Source organism: Allobosea sp. LjRoot9, from assembly GCF_964252745.1.
In the GTDB taxonomy this organism is placed as follows: Bacteria; Pseudomonadota; Alphaproteobacteria; order Rhizobiales; family Beijerinckiaceae; genus Allobosea.
Window position 1 is genome coordinate 1,075,039 of record NZ_CAXUPC020000001.1, and the last position, 25,680, is coordinate 1,100,718.

A 25,680-nucleotide genomic window follows, 5' to 3' on the forward strand; every position below is an offset into this window, starting at 1 on the left:
GGGACATGTCAGGAGTGCGAAGATCTCAGGTGTTCTGCCGCTGACTTCGCCGGGTTGCAACGCTATATAGCGCGCGACGGCAGGCTCCGCGACGGGGCCGGCCCGATCGTCATTGCACCGTTCCAGATTTCTTGCCCGAGGTTTTCACATGAGTGGCTCGACGAGGACCAGCGCCGATCTCGACCCGCGCCGGCGAAAGATTCTGTTTCGCGCCTGGCATCGCGGCATGCGCGAGACCGATCTGATCATGGGCCGCTTCGCCGACGCCGAGATCGGCACGCTGAGCGACGCCGAACTGGATCTGTTCGAGCAATTGATCGAGGTGCTCGACCGCGACCTGCTGTCATGGATCACGGGCGAGGCCGAGGTTCCCGCGAATTACGATACCGACGTGTTCCGGCGGCTGAAGGCGTTTCATCACCACGGCAAACCGATTCATGTCTGAGACGATGAGGCGCGTGCCTGCGCGCTCGTCCTGGTCGGGCTTGACCCGACCATCTCTGAAACCAGTGGCCCGTTGCCCCGAGATTCTCGGGACAAGCCTGAGAATGACGCTTGCCATATGAGCATCCCGCCTCCCGCCCAACTCGCAAAACTCCAGAGCGACCGCATTCTCGATGCGTTGAATCGCGGCGACAAGCCGACGCTCGCCAGCGTTCCGGACGGTTTCGACGCCGTCATCCTGGCCGATCTCGTGCGCGCCCGGGCGAAGAAGGCCGAGGGCGCGGCCCTGCTCGTCTTCATTGCTCGTGACGGCCAGCGCCTGCAGGTGCTCGAGAACGCCTTACAATTCGTTGCGCCCGATCTCGAGGTGATGTCCTTCCCGGCCTGGGACTGCCAGCCCTATGACCGCGTCTCGCCGGCCCCCTCGATCGTCGCGCATCGCATGACGACGCTGTCGCGGCTCGCCAAGACGAAGTCCGGCGACAAGCCGCGCCTGCTCCTGACCACGGTCAATGCGGCGCTCCAACGCGTGCCGGCCTTCAGCAAGGTCGCCTCCGAGAGCTTCTCGGCCGCGCCTGGCAACATGGTCGATACCGAGCAGCTCGCGCGCTGGCTCGACATGAACGGTTATCTGCGCACCTCAACGGTGCGCGAGACCGGCGAGTTCGCCGTGCGCGGCGGCATCGTCGATCTCTTCCCGCCGGGCATGCCGGCGCCGATCCGGCTCGATTTCTTCGGCGATACGCTGGAATCGATCCGCACCTTCGATCCCGAGACGCAGCGCACCACCGGGCAATTGCGCGGGCTCGATCTCGTGCCGATGTCCGAGGCGCAGATGACCAGCGAAAGCATCAAGCGCTTTCGCCAGAGCTACATCACGACCTTCGGCACGCCCGGCCGCGACGACACGCTCTATGAAGCGGTCAGCGAAGGCCGTCGCCCGGCCGGGCTCGAGCATTGGCTGCCGCTGCTGGCGGACAAGCTCGACACGCTCTTCGCCTATCTGCCCGATGTCCCGCTGGTGCTCGACGCCCAGGCCGATGACGCGGTGGGCGAGCGCATCAGCCTGATCAAGGACTATTACGACGCGCGCAAGGCGGCGATGGACCAGCCGAGCGCCGGCGGCGCGCCCTATAAGCCGCTGCTGCCGAACGCGCTCTACCTCTCGCCAGCGGAATGGCGCGGGATCGTCGACCAGGCCGGCGTCGCCGCGTTGACGCCGTTCCAGCTGCCCGACAGCGACGGCAAGCTGATCGTCGATCTCGGTGCGCGTCAGGGCCGCAGCTTCGCTGCTGAGCGCGCCGACAATGCCGGCAGCGTGTTCGATGCCGCCGTTGCCCATGTGAAGGCGCTGCAGGCCGATGGCCGCCGCGTCATCCTCGCCGCCTGGTCGGAAGGCTCGCGCGAGCGCTTGGCGCATGTGCTGGCTGATCACGGCCTCAAGACCGTGCAGACGACCGGTTCGCTGCGCGCTGCCTTCGATCTCAAACCCGGCACCACGGCGCTGGCCGTCTGGGGCTTCGAGACCGGTTTTGAGGCCGGCAAGCTTGCTGTCATCGGCGAGCAGGACATCCTGGGCGACCGCCTCGTGCGCCCGCGCAAGAAGACGCGCCGGCCGCAGGATTTCATCGCCGAACTGTCATCGCTCAGCCCCGGCGATCTCGTCGTTCATGTCGATCACGGCATCGGCCGCTTCATTGGCCTGCGCACGATCACGGCGGTGGGGGCGCCGCATGACTGCCTCGAAATCCACTATGCGGCGGATTCGAAACTCTTCCTGCCGGTCGAAAACATCGAATTGCTCTCGCGCTACGGTTCGGAAGACACCGATGTTCCGCTCGACCGTCTCGGCGGCGGCGGCTGGCAGGCGCGCAAGGCCAAGCTGAAGCAGCGCATTCGCGAGATGGCGGGCAAGCTGATCGCGATCGCAGCCGCCCGCGCCCTCAAGGAAGCCCCGCGCCTGGTCCCGCAGGAAGGGCTCTATGACGAGTTCTGCGCCCGCTTCCCGTTCGAGGAGACCGAGGACCAGCAGGCCACGATCGATGCTGTGCTCGACGATATGGCAGCGGGGAGGCCGATGGACCGGCTGGTCTGCGGCGATGTCGGCTTCGGCAAGACAGAGGTCGCGCTGCGGGCTGCTTTCGCCTGCGCGCTGAACGGCAAGCAGGTCGCCGTCGTGGTGCCCACCACGCTGCTGGCGCGCCAGCACTACCGCAATTTCGCCGAGCGCTTCAAAGGCCTGCCGGTCCATGTCGGCCAGGCCTCGCGCTTCGTCTCGGCGCCCGATCTCAAGGCGGTGAAGGCAGGCATCAAGGACGGCACGATGGATATCGTCGTCGGCACCCATGCGCTGCTGGGAAAGGCGATCGAGTTCAAGGATCTCGGCCTTGTCATCGTCGATGAGGAGCAGCATTTCGGCGTCAACCACAAGGAGCGGCTGAAGGAGTTCCGCGCCGAGGTCCATATGCTGACCCTGACGGCGACGCCGATCCCGCGCACGCTCCAGCTCGCCATGACCGGTGTGCGCGAGCTCTCGATCATCGCGACGCCGCCGGTCGATCGGCTTGCAGTGCGCACCTTCGTGACGCCCTTCGATCCGCTGATCGTGCGCGAGGCGCTGCTGCGCGAGCGCTATCGCGGCGGACGCAGCTTCTATGTCGTGCCGCGCATCGAGGATATTTCCGACGTCAAGGATTTCCTGGACAAGCAGGTGCCCGAGGCCAAGGTCGGCATCGCCCATGGTCAGATGGCGGCAGGCCAGCTCGAGGACGTCATGACGGCCTTCTATGAGGGCCAGTACGACGTGCTGCTCTCGACCACGATCGTCGAATCGGGCCTCGATATTCCCAATGCCAACACGCTCATCGTCCACCGCGCCGACATGTTCGGCCTCGCCCAGCTTTATCAGCTCAGGGGGCGTGTCGGCCGCTCGAAGATCCGTGCCTATGCGCTCTTCACCATGCCGGCCAACCGCAAGCTGACCGAGCAGGCCGAGCGCCGCCTCAAGGTCCTGCAATCGCTGGACACGCTGGGCGCAGGCTTCCAGCTCGCCAGCCATGATCTCGATATTCGCGGCGCGGGCAACCTGCTCGGCGACGAGCAGTCGGGCCATATCAAGGAAGTCGGCTACGAACTCTACCAGCAGATGCTGGAGGAGGCGGTCGCGGCGCTGAAGTCCGGTGTCGACTTCGAGAGCGACGCGCAATGGTCGCCGACGATCCAGATCGGCGCGCCGGTGATGATCCCCGAGCATTACGTCACGGACCTCACGCTGCGGCTCACGCTCTACAAGCGCCTCTCGACGCTGGACGACGATGGCGACATCCAGTCCTTCGGCGCGGAATTGGTCGATCGCTTCGGCCCGCTGCCGGACGAAGTGCAGCAGCTTCTGGAGATCGTCGCGATCAAGGCTCTGTGCAAACGCGCCAATGTCGAGAAGGTTGAGGCCGGGCCGAAGGGCATCATCGTCGCCTTCCGCGACAACGAGTTCGCCAATCCCGAGGGCCTCGTCGGCTATGTCGCCAAGCAGGGCACGCTGGCGAAGGTGCGCCCCGACATGCGCGTGGTCTTCATCGATGATTTCGAGACCGCCGAGGAGCGGCTCAAGGGCACGCGCCGCCTGCTGACCGACCTGGCCCGGATCGCCGAGCGCAAGAAGGCGGCTTGACGATCAGCGCCGGCTGACGTCGATCTCCGCCGCCGAGCGGACATCGATGTCGACGATGGCGAGGTCGGGCCGGTCGAGCGCCGGCAAGGCGCGCCCCTCTCCTGGACGGTGCACCAGGACGACACTCGCCAGCGAGGGGTCGGCGGCCAGCCGTGAGCGTGCCAGCGCGGGCTCCATCGCGCCCGGCAGGACGAGATGCACATTGCGTCCACCCGCGACGCAGGCCTGCAGGTCGCCGAGGCTGAACAGGCCGAGCGGCAACAATTCGACACCAGTCAGCAGCGCCATGCCCGGCCCGGTCGCCAAAGCAGCGAGGTCGCCGCCAACCAGCGTGGTCACGATCCGCGACGAGGCCAACGGCTTCAGCAGGCGCGATATCTCCAACGACTTGCCGAGCACATCGCGCTCGGAAACCATCAAGGGCCCCGCCAGGCTCAGGGCATTGACGACCTGGAGAGCCGGTCGCCCGCTTTGTTCGGGCAGCGGATGCAGGCCGGCGCTCGCCATCAGCCCATCGAGAGGTGCGACGCCGTCGGGGACATCCTGCCCGAAACCGCCGACGAAGCGCGTGCCAAAGGCCCTGACGGCAAGATTGCGCAGCACGATCAGCGGCCGCAGCGGCCCGACACGGCCGACGCCGAGCGCCATCACTGCGTTGGACGCCTCGATCAGCCCCAGCAATTCGAGCTCGTTGCCGTGCAATGGCAGCATCAGCGGCGACAGGCCCGCGCGCAAGCTGGCAAGGATGGCGACGATTGCCTCCGGACCGAGCGGCGCCAGGATAGCGACGGTCGCGCCCGGCTGCGCGTGATTGACGGCGAGCAATCGCGCGAGTTGGTCGACACGCTCCTCGAGCTGCATGAAGCTCAACGAGGTCGGGATCGTGTCGCTCCAGCCCCGGCGTCCCGGCGGGTCGCGCAGCGCCGCCTCATATCCCCGGCTGCGGGTCAGGGCTTTCAGCAGCGTGTCGAGGTCGAGCCCGTCGAGCAGGGCGGAAGCGGCGTCGTCCTGTTCTGCCCGCATCGACTGGCCTTCAGTTGGCTGGCGCCGACGACGCCGGGCGGCGCGCCAGAGCTTCGGTGGCGAGGAAATAGGCCGGCTTGCGTGTTGGCAGGGTGACATCGCGTGAATGCGCCAGCCATGTCTCGGGCAGGTAATATAGCGGTACGACATAGAAGCCCGAGAGCAGCGCCCGATCGAGCACGCGCACGGCGGCGACGAAATCCTCGCGTTCGCGCGCCGCCAGAAGCGCCTGCAGGGCGGCATCGACGGCCGGCGATTTCACGCCGGCATAATTCAGCGCGCCCTTGCGGTCGGCATTGGCCGAGCCCCAGCGGCCAACCTGTTCGTTGCCGGGCGAGGCGGAGGCCGGCCATGTCCACTGGATCATGTCGAAATCGAAGGCCGACAGCCTGCGCCAGTACTGCACATCGTCGATCAGCCTGACGCTGACCCCGACGCCGAGACGTCCGAGCGAAGCGGCATAGTTCAGTGCGAGACGCTCCTGCGGCCGGTTGGTGACGGTGATCTCGAAGGCGAGGGGCTCTGCCGTCCTGGTATTGCGCAAAACCCCATCCTGAAGCTCGTATCCTGCCGTCTGCAGCAGATCGAGCGCCTTGCGGGCCTGTTCGCGGTCGCGGCCTGAGCCGTCACTGGCAGCCGGCACCCAGCTCCCGGCGAGAATATCGTCGCGCACGCTGCCCGGAAACGGTGCCAGCAAGGCCTTCTCCCGCGCATCGGCGGGAATGCCGAGCGCCGATAACTCCGAATCGGAGAAGAAGCTGCCGGCGCGGCGATAGACGCCGTGGAACAGGTTGCGGTTGACCCATTCGAAATCGAACATGATGCCGAGCGCTTCGCGGACGCGGACATCGGCGAAGGCTGGCCGGCGTGTGTTGAAGACGAGCCCGGTCATGCCCTTGGGGGCCTGGAAGCGCAGCGCTTCTCGCACGATGCGGCCGTCGCGCACGGCAGGCACGTCATAGCCGGTCATCCAGCGTGTCGGATCGGGTTCGAGCCGGATGTCGTAGAGGCCCGCCTTGAAGGCCTCGAACAAGGCGTTGGCGTCGCGATAGAAATCGTAACGGATCTCATCGGCATTGAAGAGGCCGCGCGTCAGCGGGTGGTTCTCGGCCCAGAAATCCTTGCGGCGCTTCAGCGTCAGTGCCTCGCCGGGCCTGACCTCGCTGACGAGATAGGGGCCCGAGCCGAGCGCCGGCTTGAAGCTGGTTTCGCCGAAGGTGTCCGCATTGGTGGCGTGCCTGGCGAAGATCGGCATCGCGCCGATCACGAGTGGCAATTCGCGGTTCGAGCCGTCGCCGAGCTCGAACACGACAGAGCGCGGCGAGGGTGCCTCCGCCTTCGTCACGCGGCCGAGGCTGGAGCGGTGGAACGGCTTGCCCTTGGTCTTCAGCATCTCGAAGGTGAAGAGCACGTCGTCGGCAGTAACCGGCGTCCCATCGGAGAAGCGCGCTCTTTCGTCGATCTCGAAGGCGAGCCGGGTCCGCGCCTCGTTGAGCTCGACGCGGGATGCGAGCAGGCCATAGGCGGTGAAGGGTTCGTCGGCTGAGCGGTAGAGCAGGCTCTGCTGGACGTAGCGCGGCACGGCGTCGGGCGCGACGCCGAGCACCACCAGCGGATTCAGGCTGTCGAACGTGCCCTGCAGACCAAAGACGATGCGCCCGCCCTTGGGTGCGTCAGGATCGGCATAGGGCAGATGACTGAAGCCCGGCGGCAGGGCCGGCTCGCCATGCATCGCGATGGCATGGGCAGAGGAGGGCGATTCGGCATGCGAATCCGCGCCCATCGCCAGGATGAGCGTCAATGCAGAGAAGATTGCTTTGGCCGCAGTGCGCAATGCTGAGCGGCCCATGCGAGGCGAAGACATCGTCAAACCTGATTCCCGTGCGTGAGGATAACACGGCAACTTCGCAGTCACGCAGCTATTCGGACTGGAATCCTGTAACGGAACTCGCTAAAGGCGACGCTAGGTGTCATGCAAACGCCTCAATCACCCCTGATGTGCTCGGCTTGCGGTGGCTGGCGCTGATATGCGATTGGGCTGTCGATGGTGGCGCGCGCGGCTTGCGAAGTCGTGGTCCCGAATTCGCAGATTAAGGAATGACAGATGTCCGCTTCGTTTAGCTTGTCCTCGCGCGTTCTGGGCGCCGCCCTCAGCGTAGCGCTGGGTCTTGGCCCCGTCGCCGCCTTTGCCCAGGCCCCGGCACAGCGCCCCGCGCAGCGCCCGGCGCAGCCTGCCCAACCGGCTCAGCAGCCCGCCGCTCCCCAGGGTGGGCAGGCCGCAGCCGGCCCGACCGTTGTTCAGGTCAAGCCCGAGCCCTCGCAGACCAATTGGACCAAGGTCTGCGGCAAGGACCAGGCCGCCAACAAGGAAATCTGCTACACTACGCGCGATTTCGTCTCCGACCAGGGTCAGCCGGTGCTCGCGGTCGCCGTCTATGACGTCAAGGGCGATCCCAACAAGATCGTGCGCTTCCTGATGCCGCTCGGCCTGCTGCTGCAACCCGGCATCCGCTTCGGCGTCGATACCGCGCAGCCCACCCCGGGCCGCTATGCGATCTGCTTCCCGAACGGCTGCTTCGCCGAGGCGCAGGTCAAGGACGACTTCATCAACGCGATGAAGAAGGGCACCAATCTCAGCATCAGCGTCCAGAACCAGGGCGCGCGCGAGGTCTCCTTCTCCATTCCGCTCTCCGATTTCGCCAAGGGTTTCGACGGCGCGCCGATCGATCCCAAGGTGCTCGAGGACCAGCAGAAGGCCTTGCAGGACGAGTTGGCCAAGCGTCAGGAAGAGCTGCGCCAGCGTCTTGGCGGCAGCGGCGCCAACGCCACTCCGGGCGTCCCGGGGGCTGCGCCTGCCGTGCCGGGAGGGCTTTCGGCGCCGGGCGCCGCGCCGGCTCCGGGAGCTGCTCCCAAGCCCTGATAGGCGGGAGACGATGTTACAAGGAAAAGGCCGGTCCCGAGAGGGGCCGGCCTTTTTCATGGTCGCCGGCCTTTCCATGACTGCATGGATGCGGGCTTCTGTGCGTCGCGGGGCCGGCCTCAGTTCAATCCGGCGCGATCGATCTGGTATTGCCCTTTGCGATCGCGGCGGAAAAATTCCTTGGCTTGCGGATGACGGATCGGCCGCCCCGACTCGTCGATCACGAGGTTCTGCTCCGAGACATAGGCGACATATTCCGTCTCCTCGTTCTCGGCGAAGAGGTGGTAGAAAGGCTGGTCCTTCGACGGGCGCAGATTCTCCGGGATCGCCAGCCACCATTCGTCCGAGTTGGCGAAAACGGGGTCGACGTCGAAGATCACGCCACGGAACGGATAGACGCGGTGCTTGACCACCTGTCCAATCCTGAATTTCGCCGAACGTGCTTGCATTGTAGGCTTTGGTCCATGCTGGAGCGGGTAGACGGAAGATGTGCCCGGCTAAAATATTGTCAGGCGCTTGCTTGAGGATTGCGTCGCAAATACGTCAAAATCAACAAGTTCCAACTGAAATTAGTGATTATAACCCATAGCGTTGCGCAAGTGCCGGGTCGCGCCCCGCGACCTGTTTCGCCAGATCGACGATGACCTTGGCCTGTTTCCAGGTGGCGTCATCCTGCATCTTGCCGTCGATCATCACAGCGCCGGAGCCGTCCGGCATCGCCTCCAGGATGCGCTTGGCGAAGGCGACCTCAGTGGGATCCGGGCTGAAGACGCGTTTGGCGATCTCGATCTGCGAGGGATGCAATGTCCAGGCGCCCGAGCAGCCGAGCAGGAAGGCGTTGCGAAACTGCGCCTCGCAGGCGGCCGTATCGGCGAAGTCGCCGAAGGGCCCGTAGAATGGTTTGATGCCGGCGGCCGCGCAGGCATCGACCATCTTGGCGAGCGTATAGTGCCAGAGGTCCTGCTGGGCGACGGCGCGCGCGGCGCCATCCGGAGTGGGATCCGCGATGACTTTGTATTCCGGGTGGCCGCCGCCGACGCGCGTCGTCTTCATTGCGCGCGAGGCCGCGAGATCGGCCGGCCCGAGGCTCATCCCATGCATGCGCGGGGAGGCGGTTGCGATCATATCGACATTCTTGACCCCCTCGGCGGTTTCGAGGATGGCGTGGATCATGATCGGCTTGGGCAGGCTGTGCCGGGCTTCGAATTGGGCCAGCAACTGGTCGACATAATGGATGTCCCATGGTCCCTCGACCTTGGGCACCATCACGACATCGAGCTTGCCGCCGATCTCCGCCATGATCGCGGTGATATCGTCGAGGAACCAGGGCGAATTCAGCGCGTTCACCCGCGTCCACAGCCCGGTCTTGCCGAAATCGACGCCCTTGCCCATCGCGATGAAGCCGTCGCGCGCCGCCTGCTTCGCCTCGACGGGAATGGCGTCCTCCAGGTTGCCGAGCACGATATCGACCTGGCCCGCGAGCTCGCCGACCTTGGCACGCACCTTCTCCAGATGCGGCGGCACGAAATGGATCATCCGTTCCAGTTTCAGCGGGAGCTCGCGGAACGGCTCCGGCGCGCCAATGGCGAGCGGACGGAAGAACTGGCGCGGCGTCTTGACGGTCATGGCGAGGCTCCATGGTGCAATGCCGCAATGTGACGAAGGCGGCCAATCCCGTCCATCGTCCATTATGCGGGCAGGGCGAGGTGGAGATTTAATGCCTAGGAAATATTACCTAGTACTCTTAATAGGTCTATTTTCCCAGGAATAATACCCTTGCCCGGCGATGGTTGACTGCCGGCACGGCGCAAACGCGCTTGCACCCTTGCATGAAGCGACTAAACGGCAGGCAACGCCGTCATTCCGGCCAGGCGCGGGCCACCGCACCGCCTCAGGTAGCTCTCATCCGCATGGCCGACCTTGCCGGTATCTTCAATCTTGTCGCGCCCTTTTTCGGGTTGATCCTGCTCGGCTTCGTCATCGGGCGTTACAAGCGATTGCCGGAGGCGGGGCTCGCCTGGCTGCAGTTCTTCCTGATCTATGTCGCGCTGCCGCCGCTGTTCTACCGGCTGATCGCCGACAAGCCGCTCAGCGAGCTCAGTAATTGGCGCTTCGTCATCGCTACGACGCTGTCGACCTTCTGCGCGTTTGCCCTGTCTTTCGCGATCGGGATGAAATTCACCCGCCGCGACATACCCCAGTCGGTGATGCAGGGAGTGGCCGGCTCCTACTCCAATATCGGCTATATGGGCCCGCCATTGATCCTGGCTGCGCTCGGTCCGGCTTCGAGCGCGCCGCTGGTGCTGGTCTTCGTCTTCGACAGCATCCTGTTGTTTTCGCTGGTCCCTTTCCTGATGGCGATCGCCGGTGTCGAGAAGAAGAGCCTGCTCGCCACCACGGGCGAGATCGTCTGGAAGGTCCTGACCCACCCCTTCAACCTCGCCACTGCGGCGGGTGTGATCGCGGCCTTCACCCATCTCGAATTGCCGACGGCGATCGACAAGATGACGCTTTGGCTGTCGCAGGCGGCCGCGCCCTGCGCGCTCTTCCTGCTCGGCGTCACGGTGGCGCTGCGGCCGATGAAGGCGATGCCCGGCGAAGTGCCGCTGCTGGTGCTGGTCAAGCTCGTGCTGCATCCGCTGCTGGTCTGGGTGCTGCTCTCGGCCATCGCCGATGTGCCCGACCAGTGGATCTTCACCGCCATCATCATGGCCGCGCTGCCGCCGGCGCTGAACATCTTCGTGATCTCGACGCAGTACAAGGTCGGCGTCGAGCGCGCCTCGGCCTGCATCCTGGTCGGCACCATCGTGTCGATGGGCACGTTGACGGGCTTCCTGTGGCTGGTGAAGACGGGCAGGATGGTCGCCGACCTGTTCCCCTGAGCGCGCGGCCAAGCCGGTGCCGAAGCGAGGCGCCGATGCTGCCGCTGGACGACCTGCTGGTTCTGGACTTCTCGACGCTGCTGCCGGGACCGCTGGCGAGCCTGTTCCTGTCCGAGGCAGGCGCGCGGGTGATCAAGATCGAGCGCCCGGGCGGCGAGGACATGCGCCGCTTTCCGCCGCGCTTCGGCGAAACCTCCGCCCCCTTCGCCGTGCTCAACCGTGGCAAGGCGAGCCTCGAGATCGACCTCAAGGCGGCGGATGCGCTGGCGCGCCTGACCCCGCTGATCACGAGCGCCGATATCCTGATCGAGCAGTTCCGGCCCGGCGTGATGGAGCGGCTCGGCTTCGGATTCGAGGCGTTGAAGGCCATCAATCCGCGCCTGATCTATTGCTCGATCAGCGGCTTCGGCCAGACCGGCCCGCGCGCGCAGGAAGCCGGCCACGATATCAATTACCAGGCTATCGGCGGGCTGCTCGGCCAGTCGCTGAAGCGCGGCGCGCCCGCGCCACTGCCACCCGCGCTCGTCGCCGATATCGGCGGCGGCACGATGCCGGCGGTGCTCAATATCCTGCTCGCCCTGCGCCAGCGCGAGCGCAGCGGCGAGGGCTGCCATCTCGACATCGCCATGTCGGACGCGATGCCGGCCTTCGCCTGGTACGGCATGGCGCAAGGCCAGGCGGTTGGACGCTATCCCGCCGGCGGGGAGGGCCTCCTGACCGGGGCAAGCCCGCGCTATGGGCTCTATGCCACCCAGGACGGCTGGTTTCTCGCAGTCGGCGCTCTGGAGCCGAAATTCTGGGACGGCTTCTGCGAGGCGATCGCTCTTGAAGAGCGCTTGCGCGACGACAGAACCGATCCGGCCGCCACGAAAGCCGCCATCGAGGCGATCATTGCATCAGCCCCCGCCGCGCATTGGCGCGATCTGCTGGAGCCGCTCGATTGTTGCTGCACGATCGTGCGCACGCTGGAGGAGGCCGCCGCGGACCCGCATCTGACCGCGCGCGGCCTGCTTGATGCGCAGGCCGAGGAGCCAGGCGGACGGCGGCTCGTGTCGACGCCGCTGCCACTCGCGCCGGTCTTTCGCGATCAGGCCCAGGCCTTGCGCAAGGTTGGCGCCAGCGGCGTGGATACCGACGAACTGCTCAAGCCCGGCGCAGGGTAGAGCAATCTCCGATCCGATTGGATCGTTCAATTATTCTAGATCTTTGTTTTAACGCGCTTTCTTGACGCGAACCGGTATCCACTTCGCTCGAGAGCGCTCCTGAGCGATTCAGCGGGCAGTTCCGCCCGCCAGCCCCTGCCGCATGACGAAGCGGCGCAGCGGGCCGATCCGAGACAGCGCCAGAAGCCCGGCGCCGCGCAACAGATCGGCTGGCAGCAGATCGGTCAGCAGCGTGCGGTTCAGCGCGTCGACCGCCCCCGTACGCAGGCGCACATCGCTCTGGCGGGCCCGGTCATAGGCCGCCATCACGACGTCGCCGCCCGGATCATCCGAGCCGAGCAGCGCCTCACGCAAAGCCATCACATCGCGCAGGCCGAGATTGAGGCCCTGTGCTCCGATCGGCGGAAATACATGCGCGGCCTCGCCGATCAGCGCCATGCGGTCGGCTGCGAACCGCTCGACCGACAGCCCGCCCATCGGAACGCGCCCGCGCGGCCCGGCAAGGCTCATCGCACCGAGCAGCGAATGCGTCTGCGTCTCGACCCGGCGGGCGAAACCAGCATCGTCCAGCGCAGCGACGGCCTCCGCCTCCGCGGGATCCAGCATCCAGACCAGTGATGAGCGTCGGCCAGGTAGAGGCACCAGCGTGCAGGGGCCCTTGCGGGTGTGGAACTCGGTCGAGGTCTCCTGATGGTCGCGGCGATGACTAAGGATCGCCGTCAGCGCGACCTGTGGATAGCGCCAGTCGCGCGCGGCAATGCCCGCGGCGGCGCGCACTCGGGACTGGCGACCATCGGCGCCGACGACGAGGCGGGCGCGCAACGGCGACAAGCCCTCGCCGGACAGCGTCACGCCATCCTGACCGGGCGCAATCGCCGAGACCAGGCTTTCGACCAGCCGGATTCCGTCATGCTGGCGCGCTGCACGCGCCAATGCCGTCACAAGCTCGGCGTTCTCGACATTCCAACCGAAAGCCTCGAGCCCGGTCTCCGAGGCCCTGAATTCGACCGGCGGCTGGCGGAACAGGCTGCCAGTGTCGTCGACAAGCCGCATCACTTCCAGCGGAGCGGCCACGCCGGTGAGCGCATCGGTCAGCCCGAGCTCGGCGAGGAGGCGCCAGGAGCCGTCTAGCAAGGCCACAGTCCGCCCATCACGTGGCGCTGCGACGGGGCCAAGCACGGTGACGCGCCGTCCCTCCCTGGCCAGCGCGAGCGCGGCAGTGAGGCCCACGGCCCCGGCACCGACGATCGCGATATCGACCGCGTTGTCCTCAGAAGAGCTCATGCTCTGTCGCTAGCTGAAGCAGACGGTCTTGACCATCGGCCGTTGCGTCGCAGGTCAGGCGTTGCGGAAGGCGACGAGCGGCTCGCGGATGCCCTCATGCAGCAATACGCGCCGCACGGCCAGGGTTGCGCCGCTGATCTCGACGGTCGCACCATGATGCTTCGCCTTGTCGATCACCGCCTTCAAGGCAACGGCTGCGCTCGAATCGGCGAAAGGTACGCCCGATAGATCGAGCACGATCCGCTCCGGATAGCTCCCGATCCGGTCGAGCACGGTGATGACCTGCGTGCTTGCGCCGAAGAACAATGGCCCGCTGATCTTGTAGTGGAAGACGTCGCCATTGCGCTGTGCCGCGACCCCCGTATCGGCCTCATCTTCCTCGGAGGCGGCCTCCATGCCGGCTTCGACAGTCACGACCTGCGCCATGCGGTGCATGAAGATCAATGAGCCGAGCACGACGCCGACGCCGATACCCACCATCAGATCCTCGAACATCACCAGCAGGAAGGTCGCGAGCAGCACGACGGCGTCGGCGCGCGAATGCTTCAGGATCGCGGCGAAGGCCGCCTTCTCCGCCATGTTCCAGGAGACGACGGCAAGCACCCCGGCCAGTGCCGCGAGCGGGATATAGGCCGCCAATGGAGCGGCGATCAGCATGAACAGCAGGATGAACAGCGCGTGCAGCATGCCGGCGACCGGCGTGACGCCGCCGGCTCGCACATTGGTCGCCGTGCGCGCGATCGTGCCGGTGACGCAGATGCCGCCAAACAGCGAGGACGCCATGTTGGCGACCCCTTGGGCGACCAGTTCCATGTTCGAGCGATGCCGGCGCCCGGTCATCCCGTCCGCGACCACAGCCGAGAGCAGCGATTCGATGCCGCCAAGCGCCGCGATCGAGAGCGCGGCGGGCAGGATCGCGATCAGTTTGTCGCGGGTAAAGCCAGGCCAGTGCGGGGCGGGCAGGGCGCTCGGGATGCCTCCGAAGCGCGTGCCGATCGTTTCCACCGGCAGCCTCAGCAGGAAGACCAGCGCAGCTGCCGCTGCGACCGCGATCAAGAGCCCGGGCCATCTCGGCCGAATGCGCTTGAGACCCAGGATGATGCCGATGGTGAGCAGCGAGAGCGCCAGGGCCGCAGGATTGAGCGTGCCGAGCGCACCGACAAGCGCCTCGAGCTTGGGCAGCAGCGCCGCCGGCTCCTTGCCCGGCAGCGTCAGCCCGAGCAAGTCGCGGATCTGGCTGGCGAAGATGATGATGGCGATCCCGGTGGTGAAGCCCACCAGCACCGGATGCGGGATGTAGCGGATATAGGTGCCGAGCCTCAGCAACCCGATGGCGATCAGGAACGCGCCTGCGACCAGCGTCGCCAGCAGTAGCCCATCGAAGCCATGCTGATCGATCGTCGCCGCGATCAGGACGATGAAGGCCCCCGCGGGCCCGCCAATCTGATAGCGGCTGCCACCCAGCGCGGAGACGAAGAAGCCGCCGACGATGGCCGTGAACAGGCCCGCCGCCGGCGTCGCTCCACTGGCGATGGCGATCGCCATGGAGAGCGGCAGAGCGACGATCGCGACAGTGAGCCCCGCCAGCGCATCGGCCTTCAACCGGTCGAAGCCGTAGCCTTCATGCAGCGCCGAAACCAGCTTGGGGGTGAATTGCGTGAGAATATCGGCGGTGCCGCCACGGGCCGTTTGCTCGGTCATGTCACGCGCCCGCCCCACTTGCGCAAGTTTCGCGAGTCCGACTCGGCGTCCAACGCCGGTCCCCCGCGCAGTCCAGCCGTTGCACGGTACGGATGCAAGTCCCTATGGTCCCGTTCTCAAATCAGGGAGTTGGATTCATGGTCAAGGCCATCCGCGTTCACAAGGTCGGCGGCCCCGAAATGCTGCAATGGGAAGATATCACGCTGCCCCAGCCGGGGCCGGGCGAGGTGCTGGTCAGGAACCGCGCCATCGGGCTGAACTTCATCGACACCTATTTCCGCACCGGCCTCTACGCCGCCCCGCAGCTGCCCTTCGTGCCCGGTAATGAGGGCGCGGGCGAGGTTCTGGCGGTCGGCCCCAATGTCAGCGAGTTCAAGGTCGGCGATCGCGTCGCCTATGTCGCGACGCTCGGTTCCTATGCCGAGGAGCGCATCGTCGCGGTCAATTCGGTTGTCGCGCTGCCGGACGCCGTTACCTATGAAGCCGCCGCCAGCATGATGCTGAAGGGCATGACGGCGGAATATCTGCTCCACCGCACCTATAAGGTGAAGCCGGGCGATACCATCCTCGTCCATGCCGCGGCCGGCGGCACCGGGCTGATCCTGTGCCAATGGGGCAAGGCGCTGGGCGCGACCGTGATCGGCACGGTTGGCTCGAAGGAAAAGGCCGCGCTCGCCAAGGCGCATGGCGCCGACCACACCATCCTTTATCGCGAGGAGAACTTCCCGGCCCGCGTCAAGGAGATCACCGGCGGCAAGCTCTGCGCGGTGGTCTATGACGGCGTCGGGAAGGACACCTTCCTGCCTTCGCTGGATTGCCTGAGCCCCTTCGGCGTGCTGGCGAGCTTCGGCAATGCGTCGGGCGCCGTCGAGCCCTTCAATCTCGGCCTGCTCGGGCCGAAGGGCTCGCTTTACGTCACTCGGCCGACGCTCTTCACCCATATCGCCAAGCGCGAGACCATGATCGAGATGGCGGCCAATCTGTTCGGCGCCGTCGCGTCGGGCGCCGTCACCGTGCCGGTCAACGCGACCTTCGCGCTGCAGGATGCAGCCAATGCGCATCGCGCCCTGGAAAGCCGCGGCACCACCGGCTCGACCGTCCTGATCCCCTAGAGCAGTTTCCGATCCGCTGGATCGTTCAACAGCTCTAGCTCTTTGTTTTAACGCGTTTTCTCCGCGCAAACGCTTCGCGTTTGTCGCGAGGGAACCGGTGTCCACTTCGCTCGAAAACGCTCTAAGGCGGGCTTCCCGGCCGGTTTGAGAAAAATCGACCTGGCTTTGAACCTGCTCGGCCTGGCCTGCGACCAATGAGGGTCAGCACATGCTGATCCTCATTCGGGAGACAGGTCATGAACCGGACCATTCGTTTCGCGGGGCTCGTTTTGGCTTCGCTCACCATCTCGACAGTCGCCATGGCCCAGCAGGGTGGCGGCGGAGGCCGTGGCGGCGACGGCGGCGGCAGCAATGGCGGCAACGGAGGAGGGGGCGGCGATCCCTCGATCCTGCAGGTGCTGCGCGAGGATCACGCCAGGGCCCGCCTGACCCGTGCGGTCGAGCCGCGTCGCGCCGGTTCGGGCTGCCTCACCCATGTCTGCAACGAACCGCCGCCGCAGCGTCAGCGGCCCGTGCGCCAGGTCGCGGACACCGGCAATGCCTGCGCCGGTGGTGAGGTCTTAGCGGTGCGTGGTCGGGGCGGCCAGATCATCCGCTATTTCTGCGAGTACCCTTGATGGCCATAGAGCGTTTTCGAGCGAAGTGGACACCGGTTCGCGTGAAGAAAACGCGTCAAAACAAGGGCCTAGAGCAATTGAACGATCCAATCGGATCGGAGATTGCTCTAGACGGCGACGCCGTGCAGGTCATAAGCGTCGGCCCGCTCGATCTTCACCGTGACGATGTCGCCGGCTCTAAGCGGCCGGCGGCTCGCAACATAGACATTGCCGTCGATCTCGGGCGCGTCCCATTTCGAACGGCCCTTGGCGACGGTCGGGCCGGCCTCGTCGATGATCACGGAAATGCGCTTGCCGACGCGGTTCTTGACGATGCGCGTGCTGATTTCGGCCTGCGCCTTCATGAAGCGGTGCCAGCGCGCCTCTTTTTCCTCTTCCGGGACCAGAGCGAGGCCCAGATCATTGGCCGGTGCGCCCTTCACAGGCTCGTATTTGAAGCAGCCGACGCGCTCGAGCTTGGCTTCCTTCAGCCAGTCGAGCAGGAACTGCACATCCTCCTCCGTCTCGCCGGGGAAGCCGACGATGAAGGTCGAGCGGATGGCGAGATCAGGGCAGATCTCGCGCCATTTGCGCAGGCGGTCGAGCGTCCGGTCCTGGTGAGCCGGCCGCTTCATCGCCTTGAGAACATTGGGGGAAGCGTGCTGGAAGGGAATGTCGAGATAAGGCAGGATCAACCCCTCCTGCATCAGGGGGATGACCTCGTCGACATGCGGATACGGATAGACGTAGTGCATCCGCACCCAGATGCCCATCTGGCCCAATTCGCGGGCCAGTTCGAAGAAGCGCGTGCGAACTTCGCGATCCTGCCACATCGATGGGGCGTATTTGATGTCGAGGCCATAAGCACTGGTGTCCTGCGAGATCACCAGCAGTTCCTTGACGCCGGCCTTGACCAGCTTCTCGGCCTCGCGCAGCACCTCGCCGATCGGCCGCGAGACCAGATCGCCGCGCAGCTTCGGGATGATGCAGAAGCTGCAGCGGTTGTTGCAGCCCTCTGAAATCTTCAGATAGGCGTAATGACGCGGCGTCAGCTTGATGCCCTGGTCCGGGACAAGGTCGACGAAGGGGTCGTGCCGCGGCGGTACCGCCTGGTGCACGGCCGAGACGACGCTCTCATAGGCCTGAGGGCCCGTGATCGCGAGTACGTTCGGGAAGGCATCGCGGATCTGCTCGGGCTCGGCGCCCATGCAGCCGGTGACGATGACCTTGCCGTTTTCCGACATGGCCGCCCCGATCGCCTCCAGCGATTCCGCCTTGGCGCTGTCGAGAAAGCCGCAGGTATTGACGATCACGAGATCGGCGCCCGCATGCGACTTGCTGAGCTCATAGCCCTCCGAGCGCAGCGAGGTGATGATGCGTTCGGAATCGACCAGGGCCTTGGGGCAGCCCAGCGAAACGAAAGAGATTTTCGGCGCGACGGCGTTCATCGGCAGGCGACTCGACAATTCTGAAAGGAAGCGGCGCGGCATGGCTCGCGCACGGCGCTTCCTTTGAACCGTTTCAGCCTGTTTGGCAAATCTGGAAGGCTATGCCGCGGCTTCCGTCGAAACCGGCCGCTCCGAATCCTGCGTCCAGTCGGTCATCGAGCCATCATAGAGCGCGACCTCGTCGCGGCCGAGCACCTCGGACATCACGAACCAGTTCAGCGCCGCCGTGTGGCCGGTGTTGCAATAGGAGATCGCCGGCCCGTTCGGCACGCCGGCAAACAGCGTGGACAGATCGCGGATCGGCTTCAGAGCGCCTGTCCCGGGGTCGAAGGCCGCGGCATAGTCGCGCGAGACCGCTCCCGGGATATGCCCGGCGCGGGCCGCCTCGGCGGCTTTCTCGCGGCCCTCGAAATAGCTCGCTGAACGCGCATCGACCAGGGTCGCGAGCTTGCTGCGCGAAGCTACAAGGGTTGCGTCGGTGTTGCTGCGCAGCTGCTGTTGCATCACGACCGGATAGGGGGCGGTCGATTTCGGAGCGGATGGCCCGGTTTCGACCGGGCGCTGCGGATCGGCGCTCCAGGCCTTGAAGCCACCATCGAGAATGGCCTGCTGGCCGTGGCCGATCAGCTTCAGCGTCCAGTAGACCCGCGCGGCGGCGGCAAAGTCGGTCGCACTGACGCCGGCCGGCACGATGACGACGTCGTCATGAGGCTTGATGCCGAGCCGTCCTGCGAGAGTGGCCAGATGCTCCAGCGGCGGCAGCATGCCCGGCGCATTGCCGACCTTGGCGCGCCAGCCGTCAGCCGCGTAGTCGCTGTGCACTGCGCCGGGAACATGTCCCGCTTCATAAGCGGCCTTGCCGCCGCCATCGACCGAGGAGCGGATGTCGACGACGACCAGATCGCTGTCACCCAGGCGCTGCTCGAGAGCCTCGGGCGTGATCAGTCCGGAGAATTGGGTTTTGCTCATTCGGCCGCCACCTTCTGCAATTCGTCGACCACATCGAGCGTGTAGCTCATCTCAGCTGTCGCCCCGAGCATGATCGAAGCCGAACAGTATTTTTCCTTCGACAATGTGACGGCCCGTTCCGCCTTCGCCTGCGATAGCCCACGCCCGGTGATCTTGTAGGCGAGGTGGATCTTGGTGAACACCTTGGGGTCTTCGGTGGCGCGCTCCGCCTCTACCTCGACCTCGCAACCGGTGACGCTCTCACGGCCCTTCCTCAGGATCTGCACGACATCGAAGCCGGTGCAGCCGGCCAGCCCGATCAGCAGCATCTCCATCGGCCGGATGCCGATGTTGCGGCCGCCATATTCAGGAGCGCCGTCCATCATCACGGCGTGGCCGCTACCGGCCTCGCCCATGAAGGCCATGCCCTCGACCCATTTCGCCCGCGCTTTCATCGTTCGCTCCTATGCAAATCACCAGAGCAGGATGCGAAAAAGTGGGAACCGGTTTTTCGCATTGATCCTGCTCTCACTTTTAGATGAGAGACGGATTCAGATTTCAGATGGAATCACTCTGTGATTCCATCTGAAATCATCCGGCTCTCGCACCTAGGCTAGCGGCTGGTGAAGGCCGAAGCGAGACCGCTCAGGCTGCCGCGAACAGACTGCCATGGGTGATGCGCAAGCGGATGCGCTCGCCGATCGCCGGCGCGACCTGGCTCGCCAGATCCACGTCGAGGCGTTTTGCCAGCCCCTGGACCGCGACTTCGGCCCGTCGCAGCGGGCCGTTCCGGCGCAGATGCTCGACCACGCCAGGCAGCGCCAGCGGCAGATCGTCGACGATGCGCAGATGCTGCGGCCGGACATAGAGCGCGGCCTGTCCGCCCTGATTCTGCGACAACCCGCCCAGCACGGGCCGATCGCCGAAAAAGGCCTGGCTGCCGACGACCTTGACCGGCAGCTTGTTCACCTCGCCGAGGAACTCGCAGACAAAGGGCGTCGCCGGATGGTCATAGACATCATCCGCTGAACCGACCTGCTCGATACGGCCGTCATTCAGGATCGCGACCCGGTCGGCGAGTTCCAGCGCCTCCTCCTGGTCATGCGTGACGAAGACGGTGGTATGTCCGGTGCGGCGGTGCAGATCGCGCAGCCAGGCGCGCAGGTCCTTGCGGACCTTGGCGTCGAGCGCCCCGAAAGGCTCGTCGAGCAGCAGCACCCGCGGCTCGATCGCCAGCGCGCGAGCCAGCGCCACGCGCTGGCGTTGGCCGCCCGAAAGCTGGCTCGGATAGCGCTTGTCGAGGCCGGGCAGTTGCACGAGTTCGAGCAGGTCACCGACCCGCTTTCTGATCTCCGCCGGGTCCGGCCGTTCCGCGCGCGGGCGCGACTTCAGGCCGAAGGCGACGTTCTCTCCGACCGTCATGGTCCGGAACAGGGCGTAATGCTGGAAGACGAAGCCGATCCGCCGGTCGCGCAGCGAGAGATCGCGCATATCGGTCTCGCCGAACAGCACGCGGCCCCGATCAGCCTGTTCGAGGCCGGCGATCAAGCGCAGCAGCGTCGTCTTGCCTGAGCCCGAGGGGCCGAGCAAGGCGACGAGTTCGGCAGGCTGGATGTCGAGCGAGACGCCGCGCAAGGCAGCAAAAGCGTCGAAGCGCTTCTCGATCGATTCGATGGTGACTGCGACCGACATGCTTGCGTCCTTCATCAATGGCGGCGGCTGGCGGCGATGGAATCCGAGTAGCGCCATTCCAGCAGCGTCTTGAGCGCGAGCGTGACGAGCGCCAGCCCTGCCAGAAGCGAGGCGACGGCAAAGGCCGCCGCGCTCATGTACTCGTTGTAGAGAATCTCGACATGCAGCGGCATGGTGTTGGTCAGCCCCCGAATCTTGCCGGAGACGACCGCAACCGCACCGAACTCGCCCATGGCGCGCGCATTGCAGAGCAGCACGCCGTAGAACAGGCTCCACTTCACATTGGGAAGCGTGATCGTCAGGAAAGTCCGCCAGCCCGAAGCGCCGAGCGTCAGCGCCGCTTCCTCGTCGGCCGAACCGAGCGATTGCATATGCGGAATCAGCTCGCGTGCGACGAAGGGGAAGGTCACGAACACCGTCGCCAGGACGAGACCGGGCAGGGCGAAGACGATCTGCACGTCATTGGCCTTGAGCCAGGCGCCGAAATAGCCTTGCGCGCCGAAGAGCAGCACGAAAACGAGGCCCGAGATTACCGGCGACACCGAGAAGGGCAGGTCGATCAGGCTGATCAGCAGGTTCTTGCCGCGAAACTCGAACTTGGCGATCGCCCAGGCGGCCGCGAGGCCGACGACGACGTTGAAGGGCACGGCGATACCGGCGACCAGCAGGGTGAGGTGGATCGCCGCGACCGCATCGGGCTCGGTCACGGCCGCCTTATAAGCCGTCCAGCCGCGCGCACCCGCCTCGACGAAGACCGAGGCCAGCGGCAGCAGCAGGAACAGCGCGAGAAAGGCGAGCGAGACCCCGATCAGTACAGCCTTGACGACAACGCCTTCGCCGCGGATGCGGCGCATATCACGCTTGCGGGCCGTGTCGGTCCGGAATTGGGGCAGAGTGGCATCAGACATCGCCGAACCTCCGGCGCGCCCGCGCCTGGATCAGGTTGACGAAGACGATGAGGGCAAAGGAGATCAGCAGCATCAGCATCGCAACGACGGCGGCGCCGGCATAGTCGAATTGCTCCAGGCGGATCACGATCAGCAGGGGCGCGATCTCCGAGACCATCGGCACATTGCCGGCGATGAAGATCACCGAGCCGTATTCGCCGACCGCGCGCGCGAAGGCGAGGACGAAGCCGGTCAGCAACGCCGGATAGATCGGAGGCAGGATCACCGTGAAGATCGTGCGCCAGCGGCCGGCCCCGAGCAGCGCCGCGGCCTCTTCGACATCGGCCTGGATCTCCTCCAGCACCGGCTGCACGGTGCGCACGACGAAGGGCAGGCCGACGAAGATCAGCGCCACCATCACGCCGAGCGGTGTATAGGCGACCTTGATGTCATAGGGCGCCAGCAAGCTGCCGACCCAGCCATTGGGCGCATAGATCGCCGTGAGCGCGATGCCCGCTACCGCCGTCGGCAAGGCGAAGGGCAGGTCAACCGCTGCATCGATGAAACGACGACCCGGAAACTCGTAACGCACCAGCACCCAGGCGAGGATCATGCCGAAGACGGCGTTGATGCAGGCGGCGAACAGCGCTCCCAAAAACGACAGGCGCAGCGCCGCCAGCGTACGCGGCGAGGTCGTCACTGCCCAGATATCGGCCGGGCCGGCGCTCGCCGCCTTCAGCGCCAGCGCCACCAGCGGCACCAGCACGATCAGGGACAAGGCGCTCAGCGTGATGCCGAGCGCGATGCCGAATCCCGGCAGGATGCTCGGTTGCCGCCAAACTGAGGTCGCCGCCGCCATCAGCTAGCGCGCCGGCTTGTAGAGCTGATCGAAGGTGCCGCCGTCGCCGAAATGGGTCGGCTGCGCCTTGGCCCAGCCGCCGAAATCCTTGTCGATCGTGACCAGCTCGAGCTTCGGGAAGTTCGCGATATCCTTGGCGGCGGCCGCTTCGACATTGCGCGGCCGATAGTAGTTCTTGGCGATGATCGCCTGGGCCTTCGGCGTGTAGAGGAAGTCGAGATAGGCCTGCGCCTCGGCCCGCGTGCCCTTGGCGTCGACATTGGCGTCGACCAGCGCGACCGGCGGTTCGGCCAGGATCGAGAGGCTCGGCACGACGATATCGAACTTGTCGGCGCCGAATTCATGCAAGGCGAGAAAGGCCTCGTTCTCCCAGGCCAGGAGCACGTCGCCGATGCCGCGCTGGGTGAAGGTCGTGGTCGCGCCACGTGCGCCGGTGTCGAGCACGGGCACGTTTGCCAAAAGCTTGCCGATATAGTCGCGGACCTTCGCCTCGTCCTTGTTGAAGGCCTTGTCGGCATAGGCCCAGGCGGCGAGATAGTTCCAGCGCGCCCCGCCCGAGGTCTTCGGGTTCGGTGTGATGATCTGCACGCCCGGCTTGACCAGGTCGCCCCAGTCCTTGAGCGCCTTGGGATTGCCCTTGCGGACGAGGAAGACGATCGTCGAGGTGTAGGGCGAGGAGTTGTTGGGCAGGCGCGTCTGCCAGTTTTCCGGCAGCTTCTTCGAGCGCTGGGCGATGGCGTCGATATCGCCCGCGAGTGCGAGCGTCACCACATCCGCATTGAGACCGTCGATGACGGTGCGGGCCTGTGCGCCCGAGCCGCCATGGGATTGGCGGATGGTGGTGATCTTCTTGGTGTTCTTCGCGTTCCATTCGGCGATGAAAGCCGCGTTGAGGTCGCGGTAGAGCTCCCGCGTCGGGTCGTAGGAGACGTTCAGCAACTCGGTCTGGGCGCGTGCGCCAGCCACGACGCCGAAGCACAAGGAGAAGGCCCCGAGTACGAGCCCGGCTCTAAGCACACGGCGAAAGATGGGTTGCGTCATGTCAGGGCTCCGTTGCGGTCAATGCCGGAGGCTCGCTAGGAACCACCGACATTCGTTCTTAATAACAAACGAAACGTACTGAATTTTCGCACCAGCCTCAACGGCATGCTGCAGCAGGCCCGTTCCAAACTTGAACCCTATGGGAGAAAACGCGTCTCCCTTGAAGGCGTTCCACCGTATTTTTGGTCAGGCATTTTCCGCGCAACGAGATTTGCGGACAAATCAGGCACAAGTCCGAATAGGCTGGTGTCGCAGCGCCGAATTCAAGCCCGGCGCAGATCCTGCGATACGCTGGTAGCGGCTACCGCTCCCAGCGCATGCCCTACCAGGACAAGCACAGGGCCCTTGGCCGGCAGCTGGCCGAGCATATCAGGCAATGTAGCGATCGTCGCCGCCACCCGGACTTCGTCCGGCCGCGTCGCCGCCAGCACGGCAACGGCCGGTGTCTGCGGATCGAGCCCGGCCGCCACGGCGCGGTCACGGAAGCCCGCGAGCGTGGCGCGCGCCATGTAGATCACCGTCGTCGCATAGGGGTCGGCCATGGCCTGCCAGTCGAGATCGTCCGGCAGGTCGCCGCTGCGGGCATGGCCGGTGACGAATTGCAGGCGGCGCGCATGGTCGCGATGGGTCAGCGACAGGCCAAGCGAGGCCGCAGCCCCTTGCGCCGCCGAGATGCCGGGCACGATCGCGACCGGGATATTGGCGGCGGCACAGGCCTCGATCTCCTCGCCGGCGCGGCCGAAGATGCCGGGGTCGCCGCCCTTGAGGCGCACGACATGCTTGCCCTGACTTGCCAGCGCGACGATCAGGGCGTTGATGTCGCTCTGTTTGACGGACGGGCCATAGCCGGTCTTGCCGACCAGCATGCGCTTGGCTTCGCGGCGGGCGAATTCCAGCACGCCAGACGAGACGAGGTCGTCATATAAGATGATGTCGGCGCTCTGCAGCGCGCGGATGGCCTTCAGCGTCAGCAGTTCCGGGTCGCCAGGGCCGGCGCCGACCAGTGTCACCCGGCCCGTGCCGTCATGGGCGTTTTCAAGCCGGTCGAGCGCGCTGAAGAGGTCGCTCCTGTCGATCTCGCCGGGTTCTCGTTCGGGAGCTGCGATGGCGCGCGCCGTGAAGCGCTCCCAGAAGGCGCGGCGAAGCGCGAAAGGAAGCTCGCGCACCTGCACGGCGGGCCGCCAGTCCTTGGCCGCCTGGGCCCAGCTCTTCAACCCGGCCGGCAGCAACCCTTCGATCTTGGCGCGAATCGCCTGCCCAAAGACGGGCGCGGCGCCGTCGGTCGAGATCGCGACGATCAGGGGCGAGCGGTTGACCAGCGAGCCGAAGGCGAAATCGCAGAATTCGGGCTTGTCGACGACATTGACCGGCACGCCCAGCTGCCGCGCAGCCGCCGCGAAGGCGCGCGCCTCCGTGAGATCCTCGATATCACCGATGGCAAGCGCCGCGTCGGCCAGATCGTCCGGCTGCCAATGCCGGGCAACCACGGTCACATGGCCGGCGGGCGGTTCGCTAGAGCAATTTTCGATCCGATTGGATCGTTCAATTGCTCTAGCCTTTTGTTCTGACGCGTTTTCTTCACGCGAACCGGTATCCACTTCGCTCGAAAACGCTCTAGCGAGGGGCGTGAAGCGGTCAGCCGCATCGCCGGCGAAAACACGGAGGTCGGCCCCGGCCGCCGCGATCAATTCGGCCTTCCAGAGCGCGCTCTCGCTGCCGCCGGCGAGCACGACCTTGCGTCCTTCCAGCTTGTGGAAGAGCGGCAGCGTCGCCAGCCTGTCGATGCGGCGCGCGGTGGTCGGCTCTGGTTGTCTTTCGCTCATCGCGTCGCTGTGGTGGCTCTGACATCGGTGGGGCGCGTCTCGCCCCCCGCTGGCGGCATCAGCAACCAGAAGACAGCCAAGAGCACAATGATAAGGCGAAAGCAAAGATCGAACCAGCGCTCATGGGGCTGCTTCGGAAGCAGATTTGCGATCTCGCTGTCCATGCTGTCCTCCTTCAATCCGCGCAATG

At 65.6% G+C, this 25,680-nt stretch carries 22 protein-coding genes; 7 read left to right on the plus strand and 15 right to left on the minus strand.

What is annotated here, in order from left to right; translation table 11 throughout:
* The first annotated feature begins 148 nt into the window (after positions 1–148).
* Together ACSQ3P_RS05115 and mfd are read left to right on the plus strand one after the other, a co-directional pair.
* Positions 149–445 (plus strand): succinate dehydrogenase assembly factor 2, encoded by a 297-nt coding sequence (locus ACSQ3P_RS05115; RefSeq protein ID WP_436164512.1) that lies wholly within the window; start codon positions 149–151, stop codon positions 443–445.
* Positions 446–562: 117 nt separating this feature from the next.
* On the plus strand, positions 563–4,111 hold the full coding sequence (mfd, locus tag ACSQ3P_RS05120; RefSeq protein ID WP_436164513.1) for a transcription-repair coupling factor: 3,549 nt from the start codon (positions 563–565) through the stop codon (positions 4,109–4,111).
* 3 nt (positions 4,112–4,114) lie between these two features.
* Here the strand turns inward: mfd and ACSQ3P_RS05125 are convergent, their stop codons facing one another.
* Both ACSQ3P_RS05125 and ACSQ3P_RS05130 read right to left on the minus strand, forming a co-directional pair.
* Complete coding sequence (locus ACSQ3P_RS05125; protein WP_436164514.1) at positions 4,115–5,134, minus strand: AMP-binding protein; 1,020 nt, start codon at positions 5,132–5,134, stop codon at positions 4,115–4,117.
* Positions 5,135–5,144: 10 nt separating this feature from the next.
* On the minus strand, positions 5,145–6,983 hold the full coding sequence (locus ACSQ3P_RS05130; protein ID WP_436164515.1) for an extracellular solute-binding protein: 1,839 nt from the start codon (positions 6,981–6,983) through the stop codon (positions 5,145–5,147).
* A gap of 255 nt (positions 6,984–7,238) precedes the next feature.
* Between ACSQ3P_RS05130 and ACSQ3P_RS05135 the strand changes: the two genes are divergently transcribed.
* A complete protein-coding gene (locus ACSQ3P_RS05135) occupies positions 7,239–8,054 on the plus strand; it encodes an invasion associated locus B family protein (RefSeq protein WP_436164516.1) in 816 nt (271 codons plus the stop codon).
* 119 nt (positions 8,055–8,173) lie between these two features.
* Here ACSQ3P_RS05135 and hspQ read toward each other — a convergent pair whose 3' ends face one another.
* Together hspQ and ACSQ3P_RS05145 are read right to left on the minus strand one after the other, a co-directional pair.
* Positions 8,174–8,503 (minus strand): heat shock protein HspQ, encoded by a 330-nt coding sequence (hspQ, locus tag ACSQ3P_RS05140; protein ID WP_069691631.1) that lies wholly within the window; start codon positions 8,501–8,503, stop codon positions 8,174–8,176.
* Between the two features lie 127 nt (positions 8,504–8,630).
* A complete protein-coding gene (locus tag ACSQ3P_RS05145; RefSeq protein WP_436164517.1) occupies positions 8,631–9,680 on the minus strand; it encodes an HpcH/HpaI aldolase/citrate lyase family protein in 1,050 nt (349 codons plus the stop codon).
* Positions 9,681–9,964: 284 nt separating this feature from the next.
* Here ACSQ3P_RS05145 and ACSQ3P_RS05150 point away from each other — a divergent pair, with 284 nt between their 5' ends.
* Both ACSQ3P_RS05150 and ACSQ3P_RS05155 read left to right on the plus strand, forming a co-directional pair.
* A complete protein-coding gene (locus ACSQ3P_RS05150; protein WP_436164518.1) occupies positions 9,965–10,936 on the plus strand; it encodes an AEC family transporter in 972 nt (323 codons plus the stop codon).
* A 35-nt stretch (positions 10,937–10,971) separates the two neighbouring features.
* Positions 10,972–12,099: a CaiB/BaiF CoA transferase family protein gene (locus tag ACSQ3P_RS05155; protein WP_436164519.1), complete on the plus strand. Its 1,128-nt coding sequence runs from the start codon at positions 10,972–10,974 to the stop codon at positions 12,097–12,099.
* A gap of 108 nt (positions 12,100–12,207) precedes the next feature.
* On the opposite strand, the gene ACSQ3P_RS05160 is transcribed toward ACSQ3P_RS05155, so the two are convergent.
* Together ACSQ3P_RS05160 and ACSQ3P_RS05165 are read right to left on the minus strand one after the other, a co-directional pair.
* Positions 12,208–13,383 (minus strand): UbiH/UbiF family hydroxylase, encoded by a 1,176-nt coding sequence (locus ACSQ3P_RS05160; RefSeq protein ID WP_436164520.1) that lies wholly within the window; start codon positions 13,381–13,383, stop codon positions 12,208–12,210.
* A 54-nt stretch (positions 13,384–13,437) separates the two neighbouring features.
* The gene (locus tag ACSQ3P_RS05165) at positions 13,438–15,084 is read right to left on the minus strand and encodes a SulP family inorganic anion transporter (RefSeq protein ID WP_436164521.1); all 1,647 of its coding nucleotides are present in this window, start codon (positions 15,082–15,084) and stop codon (positions 13,438–13,440) included.
* Positions 15,085–15,221: 137 nt separating this feature from the next.
* Between ACSQ3P_RS05165 and ACSQ3P_RS05170 the strand changes: the two genes are divergently transcribed.
* Together ACSQ3P_RS05170 and ACSQ3P_RS05175 are read left to right on the plus strand one after the other, a co-directional pair.
* Complete coding sequence (locus tag ACSQ3P_RS05170; RefSeq protein ID WP_436164522.1) at positions 15,222–16,196, plus strand: quinone oxidoreductase family protein; 975 nt, start codon at positions 15,222–15,224, stop codon at positions 16,194–16,196.
* A 236-nt stretch (positions 16,197–16,432) separates the two neighbouring features.
* Positions 16,433–16,813, plus strand: coding sequence for a hypothetical protein (locus tag ACSQ3P_RS05175; RefSeq protein WP_436164523.1), 381 nt, complete (start codon positions 16,433–16,435; stop codon positions 16,811–16,813).
* Positions 16,814–16,920: 107 nt separating this feature from the next.
* Here ACSQ3P_RS05175 and rimO read toward each other — a convergent pair whose 3' ends face one another.
* From rimO to ACSQ3P_RS05220, 9 genes are all read right to left on the minus strand, one after another.
* On the minus strand, positions 16,921–18,240 hold the full coding sequence (gene rimO, locus ACSQ3P_RS05180; RefSeq protein ID WP_436164524.1) for a 30S ribosomal protein S12 methylthiotransferase RimO: 1,320 nt from the start codon (positions 18,238–18,240) through the stop codon (positions 16,921–16,923).
* Positions 18,241–18,339: 99 nt separating this feature from the next.
* Entirely contained in the window at positions 18,340–19,209 is an 870-nt protein-coding gene (locus ACSQ3P_RS05185) for a sulfurtransferase (protein WP_436164525.1), read from the minus strand.
* Positions 19,206–19,643, minus strand: coding sequence for an OsmC family protein (locus ACSQ3P_RS05190; RefSeq protein WP_069691622.1), 438 nt, complete (start codon positions 19,641–19,643; stop codon positions 19,206–19,208). The genes ACSQ3P_RS05185 and ACSQ3P_RS05190 overlap by 4 nt, the downstream gene beginning before the upstream one ends.
* A 190-nt stretch (positions 19,644–19,833) precedes the next feature.
* Complete coding sequence (locus tag ACSQ3P_RS05195) at positions 19,834–20,880, minus strand: sulfate/molybdate ABC transporter ATP-binding protein (RefSeq protein ID WP_069693821.1); 1,047 nt, start codon at positions 20,878–20,880, stop codon at positions 19,834–19,836.
* A 14-nt stretch (positions 20,881–20,894) separates the two neighbouring features.
* Entirely contained in the window at positions 20,895–21,734 is an 840-nt protein-coding gene (gene cysW, locus ACSQ3P_RS05200) for a sulfate ABC transporter permease subunit CysW (protein WP_436165165.1), read from the minus strand.
* 46 nt (positions 21,735–21,780) lie between these two features.
* A complete protein-coding gene (gene cysT / locus ACSQ3P_RS05205; RefSeq protein WP_436164526.1) occupies positions 21,781–22,626 on the minus strand; it encodes a sulfate ABC transporter permease subunit CysT in 846 nt (281 codons plus the stop codon).
* 3 nt (positions 22,627–22,629) lie between these two features.
* A complete protein-coding gene (locus ACSQ3P_RS05210; RefSeq protein ID WP_436164527.1) occupies positions 22,630–23,667 on the minus strand; it encodes a sulfate ABC transporter substrate-binding protein in 1,038 nt (345 codons plus the stop codon).
* A 263-nt stretch (positions 23,668–23,930) separates the two neighbouring features.
* Positions 23,931–25,490, minus strand: coding sequence for a siroheme synthase CysG (gene cysG / locus ACSQ3P_RS05215; RefSeq protein WP_436164528.1), 1,560 nt, complete (start codon positions 25,488–25,490; stop codon positions 23,931–23,933).
* Complete coding sequence (locus ACSQ3P_RS05220; protein ID WP_158516247.1) at positions 25,487–25,654, minus strand: hypothetical protein; 168 nt, start codon at positions 25,652–25,654, stop codon at positions 25,487–25,489. Before ACSQ3P_RS05220 ends, cysG begins: the two co-directional genes overlap by 4 nt.
* Positions 25,655–25,680 lie beyond the last annotated feature (26 nt).